This window comes from Klebsiella sp. C360, from assembly GCF_048822415.1.
GTDB classification, from domain to species: Bacteria; Pseudomonadota; Gammaproteobacteria; order Enterobacterales; family Enterobacteriaceae; genus Klebsiella; species Klebsiella quasipneumoniae.
The window spans coordinates 268597-288290 of sequence record NZ_JBMEZZ010000002.1; the positions used below are offsets into that span (position 1 = coordinate 268597).

Annotated in this window: 23 protein-coding genes; 15 read left to right on the forward strand and 8 right to left on the reverse strand. The window is 57.7% G+C overall.

From position 1 onward, the window contains the following. Positions 1-26 precede the first annotated feature (26 nt). Both purF and ACOI7D_RS07385 read left to right on the forward strand, forming a co-directional pair. The gene (gene purF, locus ACOI7D_RS07380; protein ID WP_004180758.1) at positions 27-1544 is read left to right on the forward strand and encodes an amidophosphoribosyltransferase; all 1518 of its coding nucleotides are present in this window, start codon (positions 27-29) and stop codon (positions 1542-1544) included. A gap of 137 nt (positions 1545-1681) precedes the next feature. Beyond that, complete coding sequence (locus tag ACOI7D_RS07385; RefSeq protein WP_023290522.1) at positions 1682-2266, forward strand: UbiX family flavin prenyltransferase; 585 nt, start codon at positions 1682-1684, stop codon at positions 2264-2266. A 65-nt stretch (positions 2267-2331) separates the two neighbouring features. On the opposite strand, the gene ACOI7D_RS07390 is transcribed toward ACOI7D_RS07385, so the two are convergent. After that, entirely contained in the window at positions 2332-2493 is a 162-nt protein-coding gene (locus tag ACOI7D_RS07390; protein ID WP_032424512.1) for a hypothetical protein, read from the reverse strand. Between the two features lie 40 nt (positions 2494-2533). Between ACOI7D_RS07390 and argT the strand changes: the two genes are divergently transcribed. The 5 genes from argT (at position 2534) to hisP (ending at position 6613) form a co-directional block, all read left to right on the forward strand. Continuing rightward, on the forward strand, positions 2534-3316 hold the full coding sequence (argT, locus tag ACOI7D_RS07395; RefSeq protein ID WP_004180753.1) for a lysine/arginine/ornithine ABC transporter substrate-binding protein ArgT: 783 nt from the start codon (positions 2534-2536) through the stop codon (positions 3314-3316). Between the two features lie 267 nt (positions 3317-3583). Beyond that, entirely contained in the window at positions 3584-4366 is a 783-nt protein-coding gene (gene hisJ / locus ACOI7D_RS07400) for a histidine ABC transporter substrate-binding protein HisJ (RefSeq protein ID WP_002913209.1), read from the forward strand. A 66-nt stretch (positions 4367-4432) separates the two neighbouring features. Further along, entirely contained in the window at positions 4433-5119 is a 687-nt protein-coding gene (locus tag ACOI7D_RS07405; RefSeq protein WP_023290521.1) for a histidine ABC transporter permease HisQ, read from the forward strand. Further along, positions 5116-5832, forward strand: a complete 717-nt coding sequence (hisM, locus tag ACOI7D_RS07410) for a histidine ABC transporter permease HisM (protein ID WP_002913207.1) — start codon at positions 5116-5118, stop codon at positions 5830-5832. Before ACOI7D_RS07405 ends, hisM begins: the two co-directional genes overlap by 4 nt. 7 nt (positions 5833-5839) lie before the next feature. After that, positions 5840-6613, forward strand: coding sequence for a histidine ABC transporter ATP-binding protein HisP (hisP, locus tag ACOI7D_RS07415; RefSeq protein WP_002913206.1), 774 nt, complete (start codon positions 5840-5842; stop codon positions 6611-6613). Positions 6614-6618: 5 nt separating this feature from the next. Here the strand turns inward: hisP and ACOI7D_RS07420 are convergent, their stop codons facing one another. Next, on the reverse strand, positions 6619-7146 hold the full coding sequence (locus tag ACOI7D_RS07420) for a GNAT family N-acetyltransferase (RefSeq protein WP_109547084.1): 528 nt from the start codon (positions 7144-7146) through the stop codon (positions 6619-6621). 128 nt (positions 7147-7274) lie between these two features. Between ACOI7D_RS07420 and ACOI7D_RS07425 the strand changes: the two genes are divergently transcribed. Then, positions 7275-7382, forward strand: coding sequence for a hypothetical protein (locus ACOI7D_RS07425; protein ID WP_032429195.1), 108 nt, complete (start codon positions 7275-7277; stop codon positions 7380-7382). On the opposite strand, the gene ACOI7D_RS07430 is transcribed toward ACOI7D_RS07425, so the two are convergent. The 3 genes from ACOI7D_RS07430 to yfcG all read right to left on the reverse strand — a co-directional run bounded on the left by ACOI7D_RS07430 (position 7362) and on the right by yfcG (position 9331). After that, a complete protein-coding gene (locus ACOI7D_RS07430) occupies positions 7362-8255 on the reverse strand; it encodes a TIGR01777 family oxidoreductase (RefSeq protein ID WP_109547085.1) in 894 nt (297 codons plus the stop codon). The two genes, ACOI7D_RS07425 and ACOI7D_RS07430, sit on opposite strands and share 21 nt — an antisense overlap. An 18-nt stretch (positions 8256-8273) precedes the next feature. After that, positions 8274-8636 (reverse strand): dihydroneopterin triphosphate 2'-epimerase, encoded by a 363-nt coding sequence (gene folX, locus ACOI7D_RS07435; protein WP_002913200.1) that lies wholly within the window; start codon positions 8634-8636, stop codon positions 8274-8276. Between the two features lie 65 nt (positions 8637-8701). Then, positions 8702-9331: a GSH-dependent disulfide bond oxidoreductase gene (gene yfcG, locus ACOI7D_RS07440; RefSeq protein ID WP_102005770.1), complete on the reverse strand. Its 630-nt coding sequence runs from the start codon at positions 9329-9331 to the stop codon at positions 8702-8704. Between the two features lie 180 nt (positions 9332-9511). On the opposite strand from yfcG, the gene yfcF reads away from it, so the two are divergent. The 3 genes from yfcF to yfcD are packed head-to-tail and all read left to right on the forward strand — an operon-like array spanning position 9512 to position 11373. Beyond that, complete coding sequence (gene yfcF, locus ACOI7D_RS07445; protein ID WP_032453600.1) at positions 9512-10156, forward strand: glutathione transferase; 645 nt, start codon at positions 9512-9514, stop codon at positions 10154-10156. A gap of 56 nt (positions 10157-10212) precedes the next feature. Further along, entirely contained in the window at positions 10213-10764 is a 552-nt protein-coding gene (gene yfcE / locus ACOI7D_RS07450) for a phosphodiesterase (protein WP_050533222.1), read from the forward strand. Positions 10765-10821: 57 nt separating this feature from the next. Then, positions 10822-11373, forward strand: coding sequence for an NUDIX hydrolase YfcD (gene yfcD, locus ACOI7D_RS07455; protein ID WP_002913197.1), 552 nt, complete (start codon positions 10822-10824; stop codon positions 11371-11373). A gap of 90 nt (positions 11374-11463) precedes the next feature. Here yfcD and pta read toward each other — a convergent pair whose 3' ends face one another. Both pta and ackA read right to left on the reverse strand, forming a co-directional pair. Then, complete coding sequence (pta, locus tag ACOI7D_RS07460) at positions 11464-13611, reverse strand: phosphate acetyltransferase (RefSeq protein WP_032453599.1); 2148 nt, start codon at positions 13609-13611, stop codon at positions 11464-11466. 199 nt (positions 13612-13810) lie between these two features. Next, entirely contained in the window at positions 13811-15013 is a 1203-nt protein-coding gene (gene ackA, locus ACOI7D_RS07465; RefSeq protein ID WP_008803940.1) for an acetate kinase, read from the reverse strand. A gap of 338 nt (positions 15014-15351) precedes the next feature. On the opposite strand from ackA, the gene yfbV reads away from it, so the two are divergent. From yfbV to ACOI7D_RS07485, 4 genes are all read left to right on the forward strand, one after another. Further along, a complete protein-coding gene (gene yfbV / locus ACOI7D_RS07470) occupies positions 15352-15807 on the forward strand; it encodes a terminus macrodomain insulation protein YfbV (RefSeq protein ID WP_002913194.1) in 456 nt (151 codons plus the stop codon). 87 nt (positions 15808-15894) lie between these two features. Then, a complete protein-coding gene (locus tag ACOI7D_RS07475; protein WP_023290515.1) occupies positions 15895-16389 on the forward strand; it encodes a YfbU family protein in 495 nt (164 codons plus the stop codon). A gap of 11 nt (positions 16390-16400) precedes the next feature. Then, the gene (locus ACOI7D_RS07480; protein ID WP_023290514.1) at positions 16401-17060 is read left to right on the forward strand and encodes a sugar phosphatase; all 660 of its coding nucleotides are present in this window, start codon (positions 16401-16403) and stop codon (positions 17058-17060) included. 76 nt (positions 17061-17136) lie between these two features. Further along, positions 17137-18969 (forward strand): SLC13 family permease, encoded by a 1833-nt coding sequence (locus ACOI7D_RS07485; RefSeq protein ID WP_109547086.1) that lies wholly within the window; start codon positions 17137-17139, stop codon positions 18967-18969. A 45-nt stretch (positions 18970-19014) separates the two neighbouring features. On the opposite strand, the gene yfbR is transcribed toward ACOI7D_RS07485, so the two are convergent. After that, positions 19015-19614 carry a 5'-deoxynucleotidase gene (yfbR, locus tag ACOI7D_RS07490; protein ID WP_002913188.1) on the reverse strand — a complete coding sequence of 200 codons (600 nt, stop codon included), beginning with the start codon at positions 19612-19614 and terminating at the stop codon, positions 19015-19017. Positions 19615-19694 lie beyond the last annotated feature (80 nt).

Below are 19694 nucleotides of genomic sequence, written 5' to 3' on the forward strand. Positions count from 1 at the left end.
GTCGTTGCTGAACGAGGAAAAGACGTATGTGCGGTATTGTCGGTATCGCCGGTGTTATGCCGGTTAACCAGTCGATTTATGATGCGCTAACGGTGCTCCAGCACCGTGGACAGGATGCCGCTGGCATCATCACCATTGATGCCAACAACTGCTTCCGGTTGCGTAAGGCTAACGGGCTGGTAAGCGACGTATTCGAAGCCCGCCATATGCAGCGTATGCAGGGCAATATGGGGATTGGCCACGTGCGTTACCCCACGGCGGGCAGCTCCAGCGCCTCCGAAGCGCAGCCGTTTTACGTCAACTCGCCGTATGGCATCACGTTGGCGCATAACGGCAACCTGACCAACGCCCATGAGCTGCGTAAAAAGCTGTTTGAAGAAAAACGCCGCCATATCAATACCACCTCAGATTCCGAAATCCTCCTCAATATTTTCGCCAGTGAGCTGGATAACTTCCGTCACTACCCACTGGAAGCGGACAACATCTTTGCCGCGATTGCGGCGACCAACCGCCTGATCCGCGGCGCGTACGCTTGCGTGGCGATGATCATCGGTCATGGCATGGTGGCCTTCCGCGACCCGAACGGCATTCGTCCGCTGGTGCTGGGTAAACGTGACGTAGGCGATGGCCGCACCGAGTATATGGTGGCCTCGGAAAGCGTGGCGCTTGACACCCTTGGCTTTGAATTCCTGCGCGATGTGGCGCCGGGTGAAGCGGTTTATATTACCGAGAAGGGCCAGCTGTTTACCCGTCAGTGCGCCGATAACCCGGTCAGCAACCCGTGCCTGTTCGAGTATGTCTATTTTGCCCGTCCGGACTCGTTTATCGACAAAATTTCCGTCTACAGCGCCCGCGTCAATATGGGGACTAAGCTTGGCGAAAAGATTGCCCGCGAGTGGGAAGATCTGGATATTGACGTCGTTATCCCGATCCCGGAGACCTCCTGCGATATCGCGCTGGAGATCGCCCGCATCCTTGACAAGCCTTATCGTCAGGGCTTCGTGAAGAACCGCTACGTCGGCCGCACATTTATCATGCCGGGTCAGCAGCTGCGTCGTAAGTCTGTGCGCCGCAAGCTCAACGCCAACCGTGCGGAGTTCCGCGATAAGAACGTGCTGCTGGTGGACGATTCCATCGTCCGCGGCACCACCTCGGAACAGATCATCGAGATGGCGCGCGAAGCAGGGGCGAAAAAAGTGTATCTGGCCTCAGCCGCGCCGGAAATTCGTTTCCCGAACGTGTACGGTATCGATATGCCGACCGCCAACGAACTTATCGCCCATGGCCGCGAAGTGGATGAGATCCGCCAGATCATCGGCGCCGATGGCCTGATTTTCCAGGATCTCAACGATCTGATCGAAGCGGTGCGCGCGGAAAATCCGGATATTCAGCAGTTTGAATGCTCAGTGTTCAACGGCGTATACGTCACCCGGGATGTCGACCAGCAGTACCTCGACTACCTCGATTCCCTGCGTAACGATGATGCCAAAGCGGTCCAGCTGCAGAACGAAGTCGAAAACCTCGAGATGCACAACGAGGGTTAAGCCGTTCGCGCGTCGCGGGCCCGCCGTTTCTGATGGACGGCGGGCCTTTTTTTCGCCTGGCAACCGTGCGTCAATGGTTGCGCCAACGGCTATAATCCGGCAAAGTCTGCGGCACGACGCGCAAGGGGTAACTGAACGTGAAACGACTGATTATTGGCATTTCCGGCGCCAGCGGCGCCATCTATGGCGTGCGGATGCTGCAGGTGCTACGGGATGTGCCGGATATTGAAACCCATTTGATCCTCAGCCAGGCGGCGCGCCAGACGCTGGCGATGGAGACCGACTTTACCGTGCGTGAAGTGCAGGCGCTGGCTGATGTGGTGCATGATGCCCGCGACATCGCCGCCAGCATCTCCTCCGGCTCGTTTAAAACCGCCGGGATGGTGATTTTACCCTGCTCAATGAAAACGCTCTCGGGTATTGTCCATAGCTACACGGATGGTCTGCTGACGCGGGCGGCGGATGTGGTGCTGAAGGAGCGTCGTCCGCTTGTGCTCTGCGTGCGGGAGACCCCGTTCCATCTTGGCCATCTGCGTCTGCTGGTGCAGGCCGCGGAGCTGGGGGCGGTGATTATGCCGCCGGTGCCGGCCTTCTACCATCGGCCGCAAAGCCTGGATGATGTTATCAACCAGACCGTCAACCGGGTGCTCGATCAGTTCGACATTAGCCTGGAACAAGACTTGTTTACTCGCTGGCAAGGGGCACAGGATTGCACCAAATAGGTGCGTGAAATGTACGCTTGCGCTGCGGTGGTGCAAATTTGTCGCCCCGATCAAATCCTCGACATTTATTTCGTCTTTTTGCGCTCAGGCGCTGCGGTTTCGCCAGTAATGCTGGTATCTTCCCTTTTAAGACAATCCTGCAACTTTATTTTAACAAATTTAACCCTGTTCCCGGCACGCACCGGGAAGATGGCACAAAAACTGCAGGATTGCTCGGCAATCACCATAACAAGCAACGCACCACATCACGACACTTAAGGGTACTGTATGAAGAAGACGATTCTGGCTCTCTCTTTACTCGTGGGAATGAGCAGCACGGCCAGCGTGTTCGCTGCTCTGCCGCAGAGCATTCGCATTGGCACTGACGCGACCTATGCGCCGTTTTCGTCGAAAGACGCGAAAGGGGACTTTGTTGGCTTTGATATCGATTTAGGCAATGAACTGTGCTCCCGTATTAAGGTGAAATGTACCTGGGTCGGCAGTGATTTTGACTCCCTGATCCCCTCCCTCAAGGCGAAGAAAATTGACGCCATCATCTCCTCGCTCTCCATCACCGAGAAGCGCCAGCAAGAGATCGCCTTCTCTGACAAGCTTTATGCCGCCGACTCCCGTCTGATCGCGGCCAAAGGCTCGCCGATCCAGCCGACGCTGGAGGCGCTGAAAGGTAAACACGTCGGCGTGCTGCAGGGCTCCACGCAGGAAGCCTATGCTAACGATCGCTGGCGCAGCCAGGGCGTTGACGTGGTGGCCTATCAAAACCAGGACCTGATCTATTCCGACCTCTCCGCGGGTCGTCTGGATGCGGCGCTGCAGGATGAAGTCGCCGCCAGCGAAGGCTTCCTCAAACAGCCCGCCGGGAAAGATTTCGCCTTCGCCGGCCCGTCGGTTAAAGACAAAAAGTACTTTGGCGACGGCACCGGTATCGGCCTGCGTAAGGACGACGCCGAGCTGAAAGCCGCGTTTGATAAAGCGCTGGGCGAGATGCGCAAAGACGGCACCTACGACAAAATGGCGAAGAAATACTTCGATTTTAACGTCTACGGCGACTAAGACTGCCGCAGGCCCGCGCTATCGGGTGGGCCTGCCGCCATGCTCGTGTAAAAGCCCCGAAAAGGTGCATCGCCAGACGCTGTGGATCATTTTAGTGCAAAGGCGGCCGCTTTTGTGGCTAAAAAATGCATAGTTAAGCGTTTGTGATGCAAAAAAATGGCCTTTCTGGTGCATAAATCTTTGCCCTCAAGGGGCGAATAATGGCACGATAACTGGTGTTAATAGTTCTAATAAACCCGTTAGAATGACAGTCTGTCGAGGATAGTTATGAAAAAACTGGCGTTGTCTCTCTCTTTAGCGCTGGCCCTTTCCAGCGTTTCCACGGTCTTTGCCGCTATTCCGCAAAAAATTCGTATCGGTACCGATCCGACTTATGCTCCCTTCGAATCGAAGAATGCGCAGGGGGAATTGGTGGGTTTTGATATCGATCTGGCAAAAGAGCTGTGTAAGCGTATTAATACCCAATGTACCTTTGTGGAAAACCCGCTGGATGCGCTGATCCCCTCTTTAAAAGCGAAGAAAATCGACGCGATTATGTCTTCGCTGTCGATTACCGAAAAGCGTCAACAGGAAATCGCTTTCACCGACAAACTGTATGCGGCTGATTCGCGTCTGGTGGTGAAAAAGGGCAGCCCCGTGACGCCGGACCTCGCCACCCTGAAGGGGAAGCGCGTGGGCGTGCTGCAGGGCACGACGCAGGAAACTTATGGTAATGAGCACTGGGCGCCGAAAGGTATCGAGATTGTCTCTTATCAGGGACAGGACAATATCTATTCCGACCTGACCGCCGGCCGTATTGATGCCGCTTTCCAGGATGAGGTCGCGGCCAGCGAAGGGTTCCTGAAACAGCCTATCGGTAAAGATTACCAGTTTGGCGGTCCGTCGATTAAAGACGAAAAGCTGTTCGGCGTCGGCACCGGTATGGGGCTGCGTAAGGAAGACAACGAACTGCGTGAAGCGCTGAATAAGGCGTTTGCAGAGATGCGTAAGGACGGCACCTACGACAAGCTGGCGAAAAAATATTTCGATTTTAACGTATACGGCGAATAATTCTCACGCCTCACCACGGCGCGTCCGATTCACGCGCAGTGGTGGATGACAGACAGGGTAGGCAGCATGCTGTATGGGTTTTCACAGGTTATTTTGCAGGGTGCGCTCGTCACCCTGGAGCTTGCGCTCAGCTCGGTCGTTCTCGCCGTCCTGATCGGGCTGGCGGGCGCGGGCGCAAAGCTATCGAGCAACCGTCCTCTGGCGCTGGTGTTTGAAGGCTATACCACACTGATCCGCGGCGTCCCCGACCTGGTGCTGATGCTGTTGATTTTCTACGGCCTGCAGATTGCGCTCAACAGCGTCACCGACGCGTTGGGCATGTCGCAGTTTGATATTGACCCGATGATCGCCGGGATAATTACCCTTGGCTTTATCTATGGCGCCTATTTTACGGAAACCTTCCGCGGCGCCTACCTGGCGGTGCCGAAGGGGCATATCGAAGCGGCCACCGCCTTTGGCTTCAGCGGCGGGCAGACGTTCCGGCGCATCCTGTTCCCGGCGATGATGCGCTACGCGCTGCCGGGGATCGGCAACAACTGGCAGGTTATCCTCAAGGCGACGGCGCTGGTCTCGCTGCTGGGGCTGGAGGATGTGGTCAAAGCCACGCAGCTGGCGGGCAAAAGCACCTGGCAGCCGTTCTACTTCGCCATCGTCTGCGGTCTGATTTATCTGGTGTTTACCACCCTGTCTAATGGCGTACTGCTGCTGCTCGAACGCCGCTATACCGTTGGCGTGAAGAGGGCTGACCTGTGATTGAAATTATTCAGGAGTACTGGAAATCACTGCTGTGGACCGACGGCTATCGCTTTACCGGCGTGGCGATTACCTTATGGTTGCTGATCTCTTCGGTGGTCATGGGGGGCATCCTGGCGGTCTTTCTGGCAATCGGCCGCGTTTCGAGCAATAAGTTCATCCAGTTTCCCATCTGGCTGTTTACTTACATATTTCGCGGCACGCCGCTGTACGTGCAGCTATTGGTCTTTTACTCCGGCATGTACACCCTGGAAATCGTCAAAGGCACTGAACTGCTGAACGCCTTTTTCCGCAGCGGGTTAAACTGTACGGTGCTGGCGCTGACCCTGAACACCTGCGCCTATACCACCGAAATTTTCGCCGGCGCGATCCGCTCGGTACCGGCGGGCGAAATTGAAGCGGCGCGGGCCTACGGCTTCTCTTCGGTCAAACTGTACCGCTGCATCATCCTGCCTTCCGCGCTGCGGATTGCGCTGCCGGCCTACAGTAACGAAGTGATCCTGATGCTGCACTCAACGGCGCTGGCGTTTACCGCCACGGTGCCGGATCTGCTGAAAATCGCCCGCGATATCAACTCGGCCACCTATCAGCCGTTCACCGCCTTCGGCATCGCCGCGGTGCTCTATTTAATTATCTCGTATGTGCTGATTAGCTTGTTCCGCAAAGCGGAAAAGCGCTGGTTGCAGCATATCAAACCTTCTTCAACGCATTGAGAACGCCATGTCCGACAATAAATTAAACGTTATCGATCTGCATAAACGCTATGGGGAACACGAGGTGCTGAAGGGCGTCTCGCTGCAGGCGAAAGCCGGGGACGTTATCAGTATCATCGGTTCATCGGGTTCCGGGAAAAGTACCTTTTTGCGTTGTATTAACTTCCTTGAAAAACCGAGCGAAGGCACGATCGTCGTCAGCGGCCAGAATATTGGCCTGGTACGGGATAAAGACGGCCAGCTGAAGGTAGCCGACAAGAACCAGCTGCGCCTGCTGCGCACCCGGTTGACCATGGTGTTTCAGCATTTCAATCTGTGGAGCCATATGACGGTGCTGGAGAACGTCATGGAGGCGCCGATTCAGGTGCTGGGCTTAAGCAAACAGGAAGCGCGCGAACGGGCGGTAAAATACCTGGCCAAGGTCGGGATAGACGAACGTCAGCAGGCGAAATACCCGGTGCATCTTTCCGGCGGCCAGCAGCAGCGTGTCTCTATTGCCCGCGCGCTGGCGATGGAGCCGGAGGTGCTGCTGTTTGATGAGCCGACCTCCGCGCTGGATCCGGAGCTGGTGGGCGAAGTGTTACGCATTATGCAGCAGCTGGCGGAAGAGGGGAAAACCATGGTGGTGGTGACCCACGAAATGGGCTTTGCCCGCCACGTCTCTTCGCATGTCATTTTCCTGCATCAGGGAAAAATTGAAGAAGAAGGGCATCCGGACGCGCTGTTCGGCGCGCCGAAAAGCCCGCGCCTGCAGCAGTTTCTGAAAGGTTCGCTGAAATAAACGGCTCACCCGGCGTCCGCGGGCGCCGGGTGGGATCCACGCTCCAGCCGGTAGATCCAGTCATCGTAATCGACGCCGTTCAGATGATAGGCTTTCTCCAGCACCTGCGTGCGTACAAAGCCCTGCTTCTCCAGCAGGCGCGATGAGCCACGATTCTCTGCCAAAACCCAGGCATTGATAGCCCGCACCCCCAGCGTACTGAAACCATAATCGCAGATCGCCCGCAGCGCTTCGCTGGCATACCCTTTTCCCTGAGCCTCGGGCAGCAGCGCATAGCCGACGTCGGCCTCGTGCGGATTTTTAGGGCTGACGCGAAGCCCAATATCGCCCAGCGCATCGCCGCGCTGATTACGCAGAACATACACGCCGGGATCGGCGCAGCGACAGGCGAACACGCTGCGCAACGCCTCCTCGCTTAACATTTCGCCCATAAAACGCATCACCTGCGGATCCTGGCGCAGGCGCAGAAAAAAGGGCCAGTCATCGGTAACAAAGTGGGTAAGCGAAAGGCGAGGCGTGGTGATGGTCGTCATAAAGCAGTCAATACAAAGAAGGAAAGGCCTACCTTAGCACTTTACTCCGCCTGTTAACACCGGCGAACCGGCCCGCTGGCGATGAACTCAGGCGCTTCAGGGCGCGGGTTGCCCGGGATAGGGCGACGCTGCAGCGCCAGGCTGAGACCATCCTGGCGTGGGGCATTAGCCAGCAGAATGGAATCAGGGGAGCCAATGCCCCCCCTTGTCAGCCATTAACTCAGCACATCCTTTAGCGCTTCGTCGAGATCGTACCAGCGGAAGGCGAAGCCGGCGGCTTCCAGCCGCTTAGGCAGCGCGCGCTGACCGCCGAGCACCAGGACGGCGGATTCGCCCATCAGCAGGCGGATGGCGGCGGCGGGGACGCGGAAAATCGCCGGTCGATTGAGCGCATGACCCAGCGCGTGGGCGAACTGCTCGTTATGCACGGGATAGGGCGAAACCATATTGAACGGGCCGCGCAGATCGTTATCCAGCAGCCACAGAATGCCGTTAACCATATCGTCGATATGGATCCAGGCCAGGTACTGTCTGCCGCTGCCGATAGGCCCGCCGAGGCCGAGCTTAAAGGCTGGGGTCATTTTGCCGAGAATACCGCCCCGCGGCGCCAGTACCACGCCGGTGCGCAGCAGACAGACGCGAGTGCGCTCGCTTTGCGCTTCGCAGGCAATTTGCTCCCAGCGGGCGCAGAGCTTATGGGTAAACTCATTGTGCGGCGGCTCTTCTTCGGTCACCACCACTTCGCCGAGGTCGCCGTAATAGCCGGTGGCTGACCCGCTGATCAGCACGGAGGGAGGGGGGTCGCTGGCGTGGATCAGGCCCACCAACCGCTGAGTGAGATCCCAGCGACTATGGCATAAGCGCTGTTTCTGTTCGGCGGTCCAGCGTTTATCGGCGATGGGCTCGCCCGCCAGATTGATGACGGCATCGATGTCATTGAGGTGGTGATGGCCCTCGAAATCGCGCCACAGCGTGACGCGTGGATCGAGACGGGCGCGGGCGGTATCCGGATGCCGGGTGGAGACCGTGACGCTATGCCCGAGCTCCAGCAATCTGGGTATCAGATGTCGGCCAATCAGGCCGGTACCACCAGTAAGCAGGATCTTCATACCACCTCCCTGACATGGTTAGCGCCGCCAGCTCATGGTCATGGATACCGAGTCGGCATAGCGCAGCGCGTGAAGTTTATCGATCTCCACTTCAGCATATGTGACCCAGTGATGTTCGCATGCGATATTCAGCACATCCTGAGTTAATTTTTCCAGCAGTGAAAAACGACCATTCTCAAGATGGCTGATGATGCGTTTGGTAATGGTGCGGTAGTTCAACGCATCATTAATGTCCTCGCTGTCGCGCGCTTTATCGGCAGGGTAGTGAATGGCCACATTCACCACCACGTCCTGGCGGTTGGCGATCTCTTCCTCTTTAATACCAATAAAAGTACGCAGGCGCAGGTTCTTAATACGAATAATGGCGTCTGGTTGAGACATTGCAGGCTTCCTCCGTGGTGTAAGTCCTGCAATCATACAACAAAGCGCGACGGGCGAGCAGGGGGTTAATAAGACTGAATTTTTAGCATCGCTTCCACCGTCGCCGGCCGCTGCTTAATGCGCTCATACCAGTTATGCACCGCCGGATAGTTCGCCAGATCGATCCGCTGGCGGACATGGCAGTTCACCCAGGGCCAGGCGGCGATGTCGGCGATGCTGTAGTGGTCCCCGCCCAGCCACGGGCTGGATCCCAGGCGGTGATTCAGTACCCCGTAGAGTCGCTGGGTTTCCACCTGAAAACGCTCAATCGCGTAGGGCACGGTTTGCGGCGCTGAGTGGGAAAAATGCTGATTTTGCCCCAGCACCGGTCCCAGGCCGCCGACCTGCCAGAACAGCCACTGCAGGGTGGTATAGCGCGCCCGCAGCTCGCCGCTCAGCAGCTTGCCGCTTTTTTCCGCCAGATAGAGCAGAATGGCGCCGGACTCAAAGACGCTCAACGGCGCGCCGCCGTCGGCAGGCATGTGGTCGACGATAGCCGGAATTTTGTTATTCGGCGAAATCGCCAGAAACTGCGGATGAAACTGCTCCCCTTTACCGATATCGACCCGGATTAGCCGATAAGCCAGCTGCGCCTCTTCGAGAAAGAGGGTGATTTTGTGGCCGTTTGGGGTGGGCGCATAGTAGAGATCGATCATAATATTTCCCGCCGTCGTGGGTCGCAAACTGATCGAGTATAGGTGAAGCTGCGCGACCCGGGAGAAAATCCGCGAGCGGTGCCTCGGTCTGTCGCCAGCCACGCAGCGGGCGAGCAGTGACATCGCCTGTAAGACAGGCTATGTTGGTTTATTGCCCTGTCTACCAACCCTGAGGAAGCTATGAGCCAGCCTGTGATTACCCTGTGGTCCGATGCCGATTTTTTCTCACCGTACGTGATGTCTGTCTATGTCGCGCTGCAGGAAAAGAGCCTGCCTTTTAGCCTTAAAACCATCGACCTGAACCGCGGCGAACATCTGCAGGCCGGCTGGACGGGCTATGCCGCCACCCGTCGCGTACCGCTGCTTGAGGTTGACGATTTCGCGCTGAGCGAGTCTTCGGCGATTACCGAATATCTGGATGAACGTTTCGCGCCGCCTGAGTGGGAGCGCCTTTATCCACACGATCTGCAAAAGCGGGCCCGCGCCCGGCAGATCCAGGCATGGCTGCGCAGCGATCTGGTGCCCATTCGTGAAGAGCGATCCACCGCCGTGGTGTTTGGCGGAGTGAAAATGCCGGCGCTCAGCGAGGCAGGCAAGCGGTCGGCGGAAAAACTGTTTGCCACCGCGACCACGCTGCTGGCCCACGGCGGGCAAAATTTATTCGGCGAATGGTCTATTGCCGACGCCGACCTGGCGCTGATGCTCAATCGTCTGGTTCTCAATGGCGATGAGGTGCCGGAGGCGCTGGCGGATTATGCGGCGTTCCAGTGGCAGCGGGCCTCAATCCAGCGTTACGTGGCGCTTTCCGCCAAACGCGGAGGCTGATAACCCGCTGCGCTTCCGCTATCATAGAGGCATCGTAACCAGTGGAGATGGAACCTATGAAGCTGATGTTTGCCTCCGATATTCATGGTTCGCTGCCCGCCACGGAACGCGTGCTTGAACGTTTCGCGCAAAGTGGCGCCAGGTGGCTGATCATCCTCGGCGATGTGCTTAATCACGGACCGCGCAACGCGTTGCCGGAAGGCTATGCGCCGGCGGAGGTGGCCGAGCGGCTGAACAGCGTGGCGGAGCGCATCATTGCCGTCCGCGGTAACTGCGACAGCGAAGTGGATCAAATGCTGCTTCGTTTTCCCATGACCGCACCCTGGCAGCAGGTGCTTGGCGAAGGCTATCGCCTGTTTCTGACCCACGGTCATCTGTATAACCCGGACAATTTGCCGCCACTTGCCGCTGGCGATGTCCTGGCGTATGGCCATACTCATATTCCGGTTGCTGAAAAACGCGGGGCGATCTCTCTGTTTAATCCAGGCTCAGTGAGTATCCCGAAAGGGGGATATTCCGCCAGCTATGGGCTACTGGATGAGGGGCGTCTGCAGGTTTTAGCACTCAATGATAATCAGGTTATTGCAGAGGTCGCAATTTACCCGTAATTTAGCCCTCAATCATAAAGACGCGCCGCAAGAGCGCTTTTAAAGTAAGGTTTCCTGATGGCGGAACAGAATCATTTGGCAAGCACAGAATGGGTCGATATTGTTAATGAAAACAATGAGGTGATAGCACAGTCCAGCCGCGAGCAGATGCGCGCGCAGTGCCTGCGCCACCGGGCGACCTATATCGTCGTTCACGACGGAATGGGGAAAATTCTGGTGCAGCGACGCACCGAGACAAAAGACTTTCATCCGGGCATGCTGGATGCCACCGCCGGCGGCGTCGTGCAGGCTGATGAGCAATTGCTGGAGTCGGCCCGCCGCGAGGCGGAAGAGGAGTTAGGCATCGCCGGGGTGCCGTTCGCCGATCACGGCCAGTTCTACTACGAAGATAAATTCTGCCGCGTCTGGGGAAGCCTGTTCAGCTGCGTTTCCCACGGGCCGTTTGCCCTGCAGGAAGAAGAGGTAAGCGAGGTGTGCTGGTTAACGCCGGAAGAGATCACCGCCCGCTGCGATGAGTTCACGCCCGACTCCCTGAAAGCGCTGGCGCTGTGGATGACCCGCAACGCCGGTAACGAGTATGATGACGCGGAAGAGAGCGAGCGCGAATAATCGCGCGAACGCGTGGCAGCAAACGCTGTTCGCCTCCTGACAAAAAAAGGCAGCCATCTGGCTGCCTTTTGCTTTTCTCTCAGCGAGCGATTACTTCTGCTGCTGAGCTGACTGGATCGCGGTCAGTGCGATGGTGTAGACGATATCGTCTACCAGCGCGCCACGAGACAGATCGTTGACCGGCTTGCGCATACCCTGCAGCATCGGCCCGATGGAGATCAGGTCGGCAGAGCGCTGTACCGCTTTATAAGTGGTGTTACCGGTGTTCAGATCCGGGAAGATGAACACGGTCGCGCGGCCAGCTACCGGCGAGTTCGGCGCTTTGGATTTCGCCACGTCAGCCATCACCGCGGCGTCATACTGCAGCGGACCGTCGATCATCAGGTCAGGACGTTTTTCCTGCGCCAGGCGGGTCGCTTCGCGGACTTTTTCTACATCGCTACCCGCGCCGGAAGTACCGGTGGAGTAGGAGAGCATCGCCACGCGCGGTTCGATGCCGAAGGCAATCGCGGAGTCAGCGGACTGAATCGCGATTTCCGCCAGCTGCTCTGCGGTCGGATCCGGGTTGATCGCGCAGTCGCCGTAAACGTAAACCTGTTCCGGCAGCAGCATGAAGAACACCGAAGAGACCAGCGAGCTGCCCGGTGCGGTTTTGATCAGCTGCAGCGGCGGACGAATGGTGTTGGCGGTGGTGTGTACCGCGCCGGACACCAGGCCGTCGACTTCGTCTTGTTCCAGCATCAGGGTGCCGAGAACCACGTTATCTTCCAGCTGCTCGCGGGCGACCGCTTCGGTCATGCCCTTGCTCTTACGCAGTTCGACCAGGCGAGCCACGTAGCTTTCGCGTACCACTTCCGGGTCGACGATTTCGATACCGGCGCCCAGCTCAACGCCCTGCGCTGCCGCAACGCGGTTGATCTCATCCGGGTTACCCAGCAGCACACAGGTGGCGATCCCGCGTTCGGCGCAGATAGCGGCGGCTTTCACGGTACGCGGCTCGTCGCCTTCCGGCAGAACCACGCGTTTGCCGGCTTTGCGCGCCAGCTCGGTCAGCTGGTAGCGGAAGGCTGGCGGGGAGAGACGACGGCTGCGCTCGGAGGTCGCGGTCAGCGATTCGATCCAGTCGGCGTTGATGTAGTTGGCGACGTATTCCTGAACTTTCTCAATGCGCTCGTGATCGTCAACCGGTACTTCGAGGTTGAAGCTCTGCAGGCTCAGGGAGGTCTGCCAGGTATTGGTGTTGACCATGAATACCGGCAGGCCGGTGGCGAAGGCGCGTTCGCACAGCTTGCTGATGCGCGCGTCCATTTCATAGCCGCCGGTCAGCAGGATGGCGCCGATTTCCACGCCGTTCATCGCTGCCAGGCAGGCGGCAACCAGCACGTCAGGACGATCTGCGGAGGTCACCAGCAGTGAGCCCGCGCGGAAGTGCTCCAGCATGTGCGGGATGCTGCGCGCGCAGAAGGTCACGGATTTGACGCGGCGGGTGTTGATGTCGCCTTCGTTGATGATGGTCGCATTCAGGTGATGGGCCATGTCGATCGCGCGGGTGGCGATCAGATCGAAGCTCCACGGTACGGCGCCCAGCACCGGCAGCGCGCTGCCGTTTTGCAGCTGAGCCGGATCGATCTTCACGACTTTCGCTTTGGATGAGTCGTCGAAGATTTCTGACAGGTCAGGACGGGTACGGCCCTGCTCGTCGACCGGCGCATTCAGTTTGTTGATGATAACGCCGGTGATGCTGGTGTTTTTCGCGCCGCCAAAGCTGTTGCGGGTCAGTTCAATACGCTCGTTCAGCTGTTCTGGCGTATCGGTGCCCTGCGACATCACGAAGACGATTTCCGCGTTCAGGGTTTTGGCGATTTCAAAGTTCAGCGCCTGGGCGAACTGATGCTTACGGGTCGGCACCAGGCCTTCCACCAGTACCACTTCCGCGTCCTGAGTGTTCGCGTGGTAGTTGGCGATGATCTCTTCCATCAGCACATCTTTCTGATTGCTGGAGAGCAGAGACTCAACGTGGTTCATCTTCAGCGGTTCAGCAGCGGTGGTAGTGGAGGAGCTGGCGCGAACGATGGTGGTGGTCTGGTCCGGGGCATCGCCGCCGGAGCGTGGCTGGGCGATAGGTTTAAAGACGCTCAGACGAACGCCTTTGCGTTCCATAGCGCGGATCACACCGAGGCTGACGCTGGTCAGGCCTACGCTGGTACCGGTAGGAATTAACATGATAGTACGGGACACGGTATATCCTCTTTCGTTACCGCCAGTATCAGGCGGGATACAAAACAGCACCACCAGCGACCCGTCATACTCCACGTTGCACGTGCGTTGGCTCTACTTGCTCACCCCGGTCGCGTACGCGCTGTACGCGCCGGGGATCTGCTGTGTCGCCGCCTTCCTGCAGCTCGAAGTATTGCGGGTCAGGGCTGGCGGTGTGGAATTATGCGGTCAGACGGCTGGCGTCTTGCGCGATGACCAGCTCTTCGTTGGTCGGGATAACCACGGCAGGACGGGTGCCTTCTTTGTTGATGAAGCCAGACTTGCCGAAGCGGGCAGCCAGGTTACGCTCATGGTCAACTTCAAAGCCCAGTACGCCCAGTTTGCCCAGCGACAGCTCACGCACCATCGCGGCGTTTTCACCGATGCCACCGGTGAAGATCACGGCGTCGAGACGGCCGTCCATCAGCGCGGTGTAGGAGCCGATGTATTTCGCCAGGCGGTGGCAGTAGACGTCCATCGCGCGTTTAGCGTCGGCTTTTTCCTGGTAGTTGTCTTCCACGTAGCGGCAGTCGCTGGTGACTTCGGTCAGGCCCAGCAGGCCGGACTCTTTGGTCAGCATTTTGTTGATGGCGTCAACGCTCATGCCCAGGGTGTCGTGCAGATGGAAGATGATGGCCGGATCGATATCGCCGGAGCGGGTACCCATCACCAGGCCTTCCAGCGGGGTCAGACCCATGGAGGTGTCAACGCATTTGCCGTTACGAATAGCGGAAACCGAACCACCGTTGCCGAGGTGGCAGGTGATGATGTTCAGCTCTTCAACCGGCTTGTTCAGGATCTTAGCGGCTTCCTGAGTCACGTAGAAGTGGCTGGTGCCGTGCGCGCCGTAACGACGAACGCCGTGCTCTTTGTACAGGCTGTACGGCAGGGCGTAGAGATAGGATTCTTCCGGCATGGTCTGGTGGAACGCCGTATCGAATACTGCCACGTTTTTGTCTTTCAGGTGCGGGAAGGATTTCAGCGCTTCAGCGATGCCGATCAGGTGTGCCGGGTTGTGCAGCGGGGCGAAGGACGCGGCGTCTTTAATGCCCTGAATCACGGACTCGTCGATGACTACGGAGCTGGTGTATTTTTCGCCGCCGTGGACGATACGGTGGCCGATTGCGGTCAGCTGAGCAGACAGTTCTGGTTTTTGTGCCAGAATAGTGTTAACGATAAAGTTCAGTGCTTCGCTGTGCGCGGCGCCCGCGCCTAATTCGGCTTCTTGTTTGCCGCCGTCAATTTTCCATTTGATACGGGCTTCCGGCAGGTGGAAGCATTCCGCTAAACCGGACAGGTATTCGTCGCCGTTCACGGCGTCAAGGATAGCAAATTTCAGAGAGGAGCTACCGCAGTTCAGAACCAGTACTAACTTACTCGACATGGAAGTACCTTTTTATGATACGTGGCTAAAAAAACGTCAGTGTGTCATTAGCGTAGCGCAGGATGACCTCGACATTTATGATTAACATCATGCCTTGTTCTGTTTTCAGGCACGATGAGATAAGTACATTTGATTTTATGCCATTTTGCATAATTTTCAGCCAATGGCAGAATATGCGATAATTTGACTAGCCTGGCAAAAGAGTCTATCCGCCCTTTCAGGCGGGCACAGGATACCTGATTGCGGCATCCTTTGCCAAAATCTTTTGAACGATGTCATGCATAGTTGGTGTTTTGCACGAATTTTTTAAGTTTTATATGTAAAGTTGAGGTAAAGCCATGTCGACCCCTGAGAAACGCCCCGTTAGCTTCTTTAGCTTGTTCAACCGCGGGCAGCACTACGCCAAGACCTGGCCTCTCGACAAGCGCCTCGCGCCGGTATTTATCGAAAACCGCATCATTCGTGCCACCCGCTACGCCATCCGCATCATGCCGCCGATCGCCATTTTCACCCTCTGCTGGCAGATAGCGCTGGGCGGCCAGCTGGGTCCCGCCGTGGCCACCGCGCTGTTTGCATTGAGCCTGCCGATGCAGGGGTTATGGTGGTTGGGTAAACGTTCAGTGACGCCGCTGCCGCCTTCCATTCTTAACTGGTTCTACGAAGTACGCGGCAAACTGCAGGAGGCGGGGCAGGCGCTGGCGCCTGTCGAAGGCAAGCCCGATTATCAGGCGCTGGCTGACACGCTTAAGCGCGCCTTCAAACAACTCGATAAAACTTTCCTTGATGATTTGTAATTCACTACGGAAAACGCATATAAAAGAAGGCGCATGATTTATGCGCCTTCTTTATTTCACGCCCTACCGTGCTACAGGAGTCACAACATGGAAATGACCAATGCGCAGCGTCTGATTTTATCCAATCAGTACAAAATGATGACGATGCTCGACCCGGACAATGCGGAGCGCTACCGTCGTCTGCAAACCATCATTGAGCGTGGGTATGGGCTGCAGATGCGTGAACTGGACCGCGAGTTCGGCCAGTTGACGGAAGAAACCTGCCGTACCGTTATCGACATCATGGAGATGTACCACGCGCTACACGTCTCCTGGACCAACCTGAAAGACGCGGAGGGTATCGACGAGCGCCGAGTCACCTTCCTCGGCTTTGATGCCGCCACCGAAGCGCGTTTTCTCGGCTACGTGCGCTTTATGGTCAATGTTGAAGGCCGTTACAGCCACTTTGACGCCGGCACCCATGGCTTTAACTCGCAGACCCCGATGTGGGAGAAATATCAGCGGATGCTGAGCGTCTGGCACGCCTGCCCGCGCCAGTATCATCTGAGCAGTAACGAAATTAACCAAATCATCAATGCCTGAGGGAGGTGCCCGTGCAGTGTAAAGGTTTCCTGTTCGATTTAGACGGGACGCTGGTGGATTCCTTGCCGGTGGTGGAGCGTTCATGGTGCAAGTGGGGGGATCGTTTCGCCATCGACCATGATGAAATTCTCAGTTTTATTCACGGCAAGCAGGCCATTACCTCCATTCGCCATTTTATGCCGGGTCGCAGCGAGGAGGATATCCAGGCCGAATTCCGTTATCTCGAGCAGATGGAAGCCACTGATATCGAAGGCATCGTCGCCCTGCCGGGGGCGTTAGCCCTGCTGAATTCGCTCAATGAGGCTGGGATCCCGTGGGCGATTGTCACCTCCGGCTCGATTCCGGTTGCGCACGCGCGTCACCGCGCGGCGGGCCTGCCGATGCCGGAGGTGTTTGTCACCGCTGAGCAAGTGAAGCACGGCAAGCCGGCGCCGGACGCCTATCTGCTGGGCGCCGAGCGGTTGGGGCTGCCTGCCGGGGAGTGCGCGGTGGTGGAAGATGCGCCGGCGGGGCTGCTCTCCGGGCTGACGGCAGGCTGTCGCACCATCGCGGTCAAGGTGCCTGCCGATGCCCCCCGTCTGGATGAAGCCGACCTTGTGCTGAGCAGCCTGGAAGATCTGCTGGTTGAACGGCAGGCCGACGGCGTGGTGAATGTGCGTCTTAAAGCGTAAACCCATGATTTCGCCCCGCGTCGTCGGGGCTTTTTTATGCCACTATGTCGACCCCCACTTGTGACAAGGAAACGTTGTGAACGGTGAATTGATTTGGGTTTTATCCCTCCTGGCCATCGCGGTTGTGCTGTTTGCTACCGGCAAGGTGCGCATGGATGCTATCGCCCTGATGGTCATTGTCGCCTTTGTCCTCAGCGGCACGCTGACGCTGACCGAAGCTTTTTCCGGGTTCAGCGATCCTAACGTGATCCTGATTGCCGCCCTGTTTATTATCGGCGACGGCCTCGTGCGTACCGGGGTAGCCACCAAGATGGGCGCCTGGCTGGTGAGCGTAGCAGGCAACAGCGAAACCAAAATGCTGATCTACCTGATGCTCACCGTCGCCGGGCTGGGCGCGTTTATGAGCTCCACCGGCGTGGTCGCCATTTTCATTCCGGTGGTCCTTAGCGTCTCGGCGCGGATGAATACCTCCCCCTCGCGGCTGATGATGCCGCTGAGCTTCGCCGGGCTTATCAGCGGGATGATGACCCTGGTGGCGACGCCGCCCAACCTGGTGGTCAACAGCGAACTGCTGCGCGAAGGGCTGCACGGCTTCAGTTTTTTCAGCGTCACCCCGATTGGCCTGGTGGTGCTGATCCTGGGCATCGTCTATATGCTGGCGGTGCGCTTTATGCTGAAGACGGATAATGGCGAATCCGCGCGCGATGGACGAAAAAGAAGCACCTTCCGCGATTTGATTCGCGAATATCACCTCACCGGCCGCGCCCGCCGGCTGGCGATCCGACCCGGTTCGCCGATGATCGGTCAGCGGTTGGATGATTTAAAGCTGCGTGAGCGCTACTGTGCCAACGTCATCGGCGTTGAGCGCTGGCGGCGGTTCCGTCGGGTGATTGTTAACGTCAACGGGGTATCGGAATTTCGCGCCCGCGACGTCCTGCTGATCGATATGTCCGCCTCCGATGTCGACCTGCGCCAGTTCTGCGGCGAGCAAATGCTCGAGCCGATGGTGCTGCGCGGCGAGTATTTTGCCGATCAGGCGCTGGATGTGGGGATGGCGGAGGTGGCGCTGATCCCGGATTCAGAGATGATAGGCAAAACGGTGCGTGAGATAGCCTTCCGCACCCGGTTTGGTCTCAATATCGTCGGCATGAAGCGCGATGGCAAATCGATGGATGGTTCCGTGGTCGATGAGCCGCTGCAACTCGGCGATATCCTGCTGGTGGTCGGCAACTGGCGGCAAATTGCTCTGCTGGCGAAGCGCGGTCGGGATTTCGTGGTGCTCAATATGCCGGTTGAGGTCGATGACGCTTCGCCGGCCCACAGCCAGGCTCCGCACGCGATTTTCTGTCTGGTGCTGATGGTGGCCCTGATGCTGACGGATGAAATCCCCAACCCTATCGCCGCGATCATCGCCTGTCTGCTGATGGGCAAATTCCGCTGCATCAACGCCGAAAGCGCCTACAAGGCGATCCACTGGCCGAGCATTATTCTGATTGTCGGGATGATGCCTTTTGCCCTGGCCTTGCAGAAAACCGGTGGGGTGGATCTGGTGGTCAAGGGACTGATGGACGTTGCCGGAGGCGAGGGGCCTTATCTGATGCTCGGCTGCCTGTTTGTGATGTGCGCGGCGATAGGCCTGTTTATCTCTAACACGGCCACTGCAGTGCTGATGGCGCCTATTGCCTTAGCGGCGGCGAAGTCGATGGGCGTGTCGCCCTATCCCTTTGCCATGGTGGTGGCGATGGCGGCTTCGGCGGCGTTTATGACCCCGGTCTCCTCGCCGGTCAACACCCTGGTGCTTGGCCCGGGTAAGTATTCCTTCAGCGACTTTGTAAAGATTGGCGTGCCCTTTACCGTGCTGGTAATGGTGGTCTGCGTCCTGCTGATCCCGGTGCTCTTCCCGTTTTAAGGTATGCCGGCCGGGTAGGGGGCGACCGCTGCCCGGCCTGAAAAATTACAGCGGCGAATCCTGGCTGATTTCATCCAGCGACAGCTGGAAGCTCGGGACAAACACCTGCATAAAGTAATCCATCTCCGCGCTGCGCCGCGACGCCAGCGTTTTTTCCAGACGGCCTTTGGCCAGCAGAAATTCGTTGTTGCCCGCCGACAGCTCTTCGAGGCATTTCAGGTAGGCGCAGAGGGCGTCAGCCTGTTTGACGATCGACTGCTCTTCCTCACTGTAGTGATGCTCGTCAATCAGCGGTTCGAAAATATCGCGCAGCTCGTCAGGCACCATATCCACCAGCTTCTGCTGGGCGATTTTCTCAATCGCCTTATATTCCTGGGCAATCTGCGAATTGAAATATTTCACCGGAGTAGGGAGATCGCCAGTTAAGACTTCCGAGGCGTCATGGTACATCGCTAACAAGGCGATACGCTCGGCGTTGACCTGGCCGCCGAATTTGCGGTTTTTGATCGCCGCCAGCGCGTGGGCGACCATCGCCACCTGCAGGCTGTGCTCGGAGACATTTTCAGTGCGCACGTTGCGCATCAGCGGCCAGCGGTTAATCAGTTTCAGACGGGAGAGGTGGGCAAAGAAATGACTCTGACTCATAGGAACCCTTAATCAGTGACAACATCGGGTTCCATTGTGCGCAGGGATCGCCGCCGGATGCAAATGCCGGCGGCGGCACG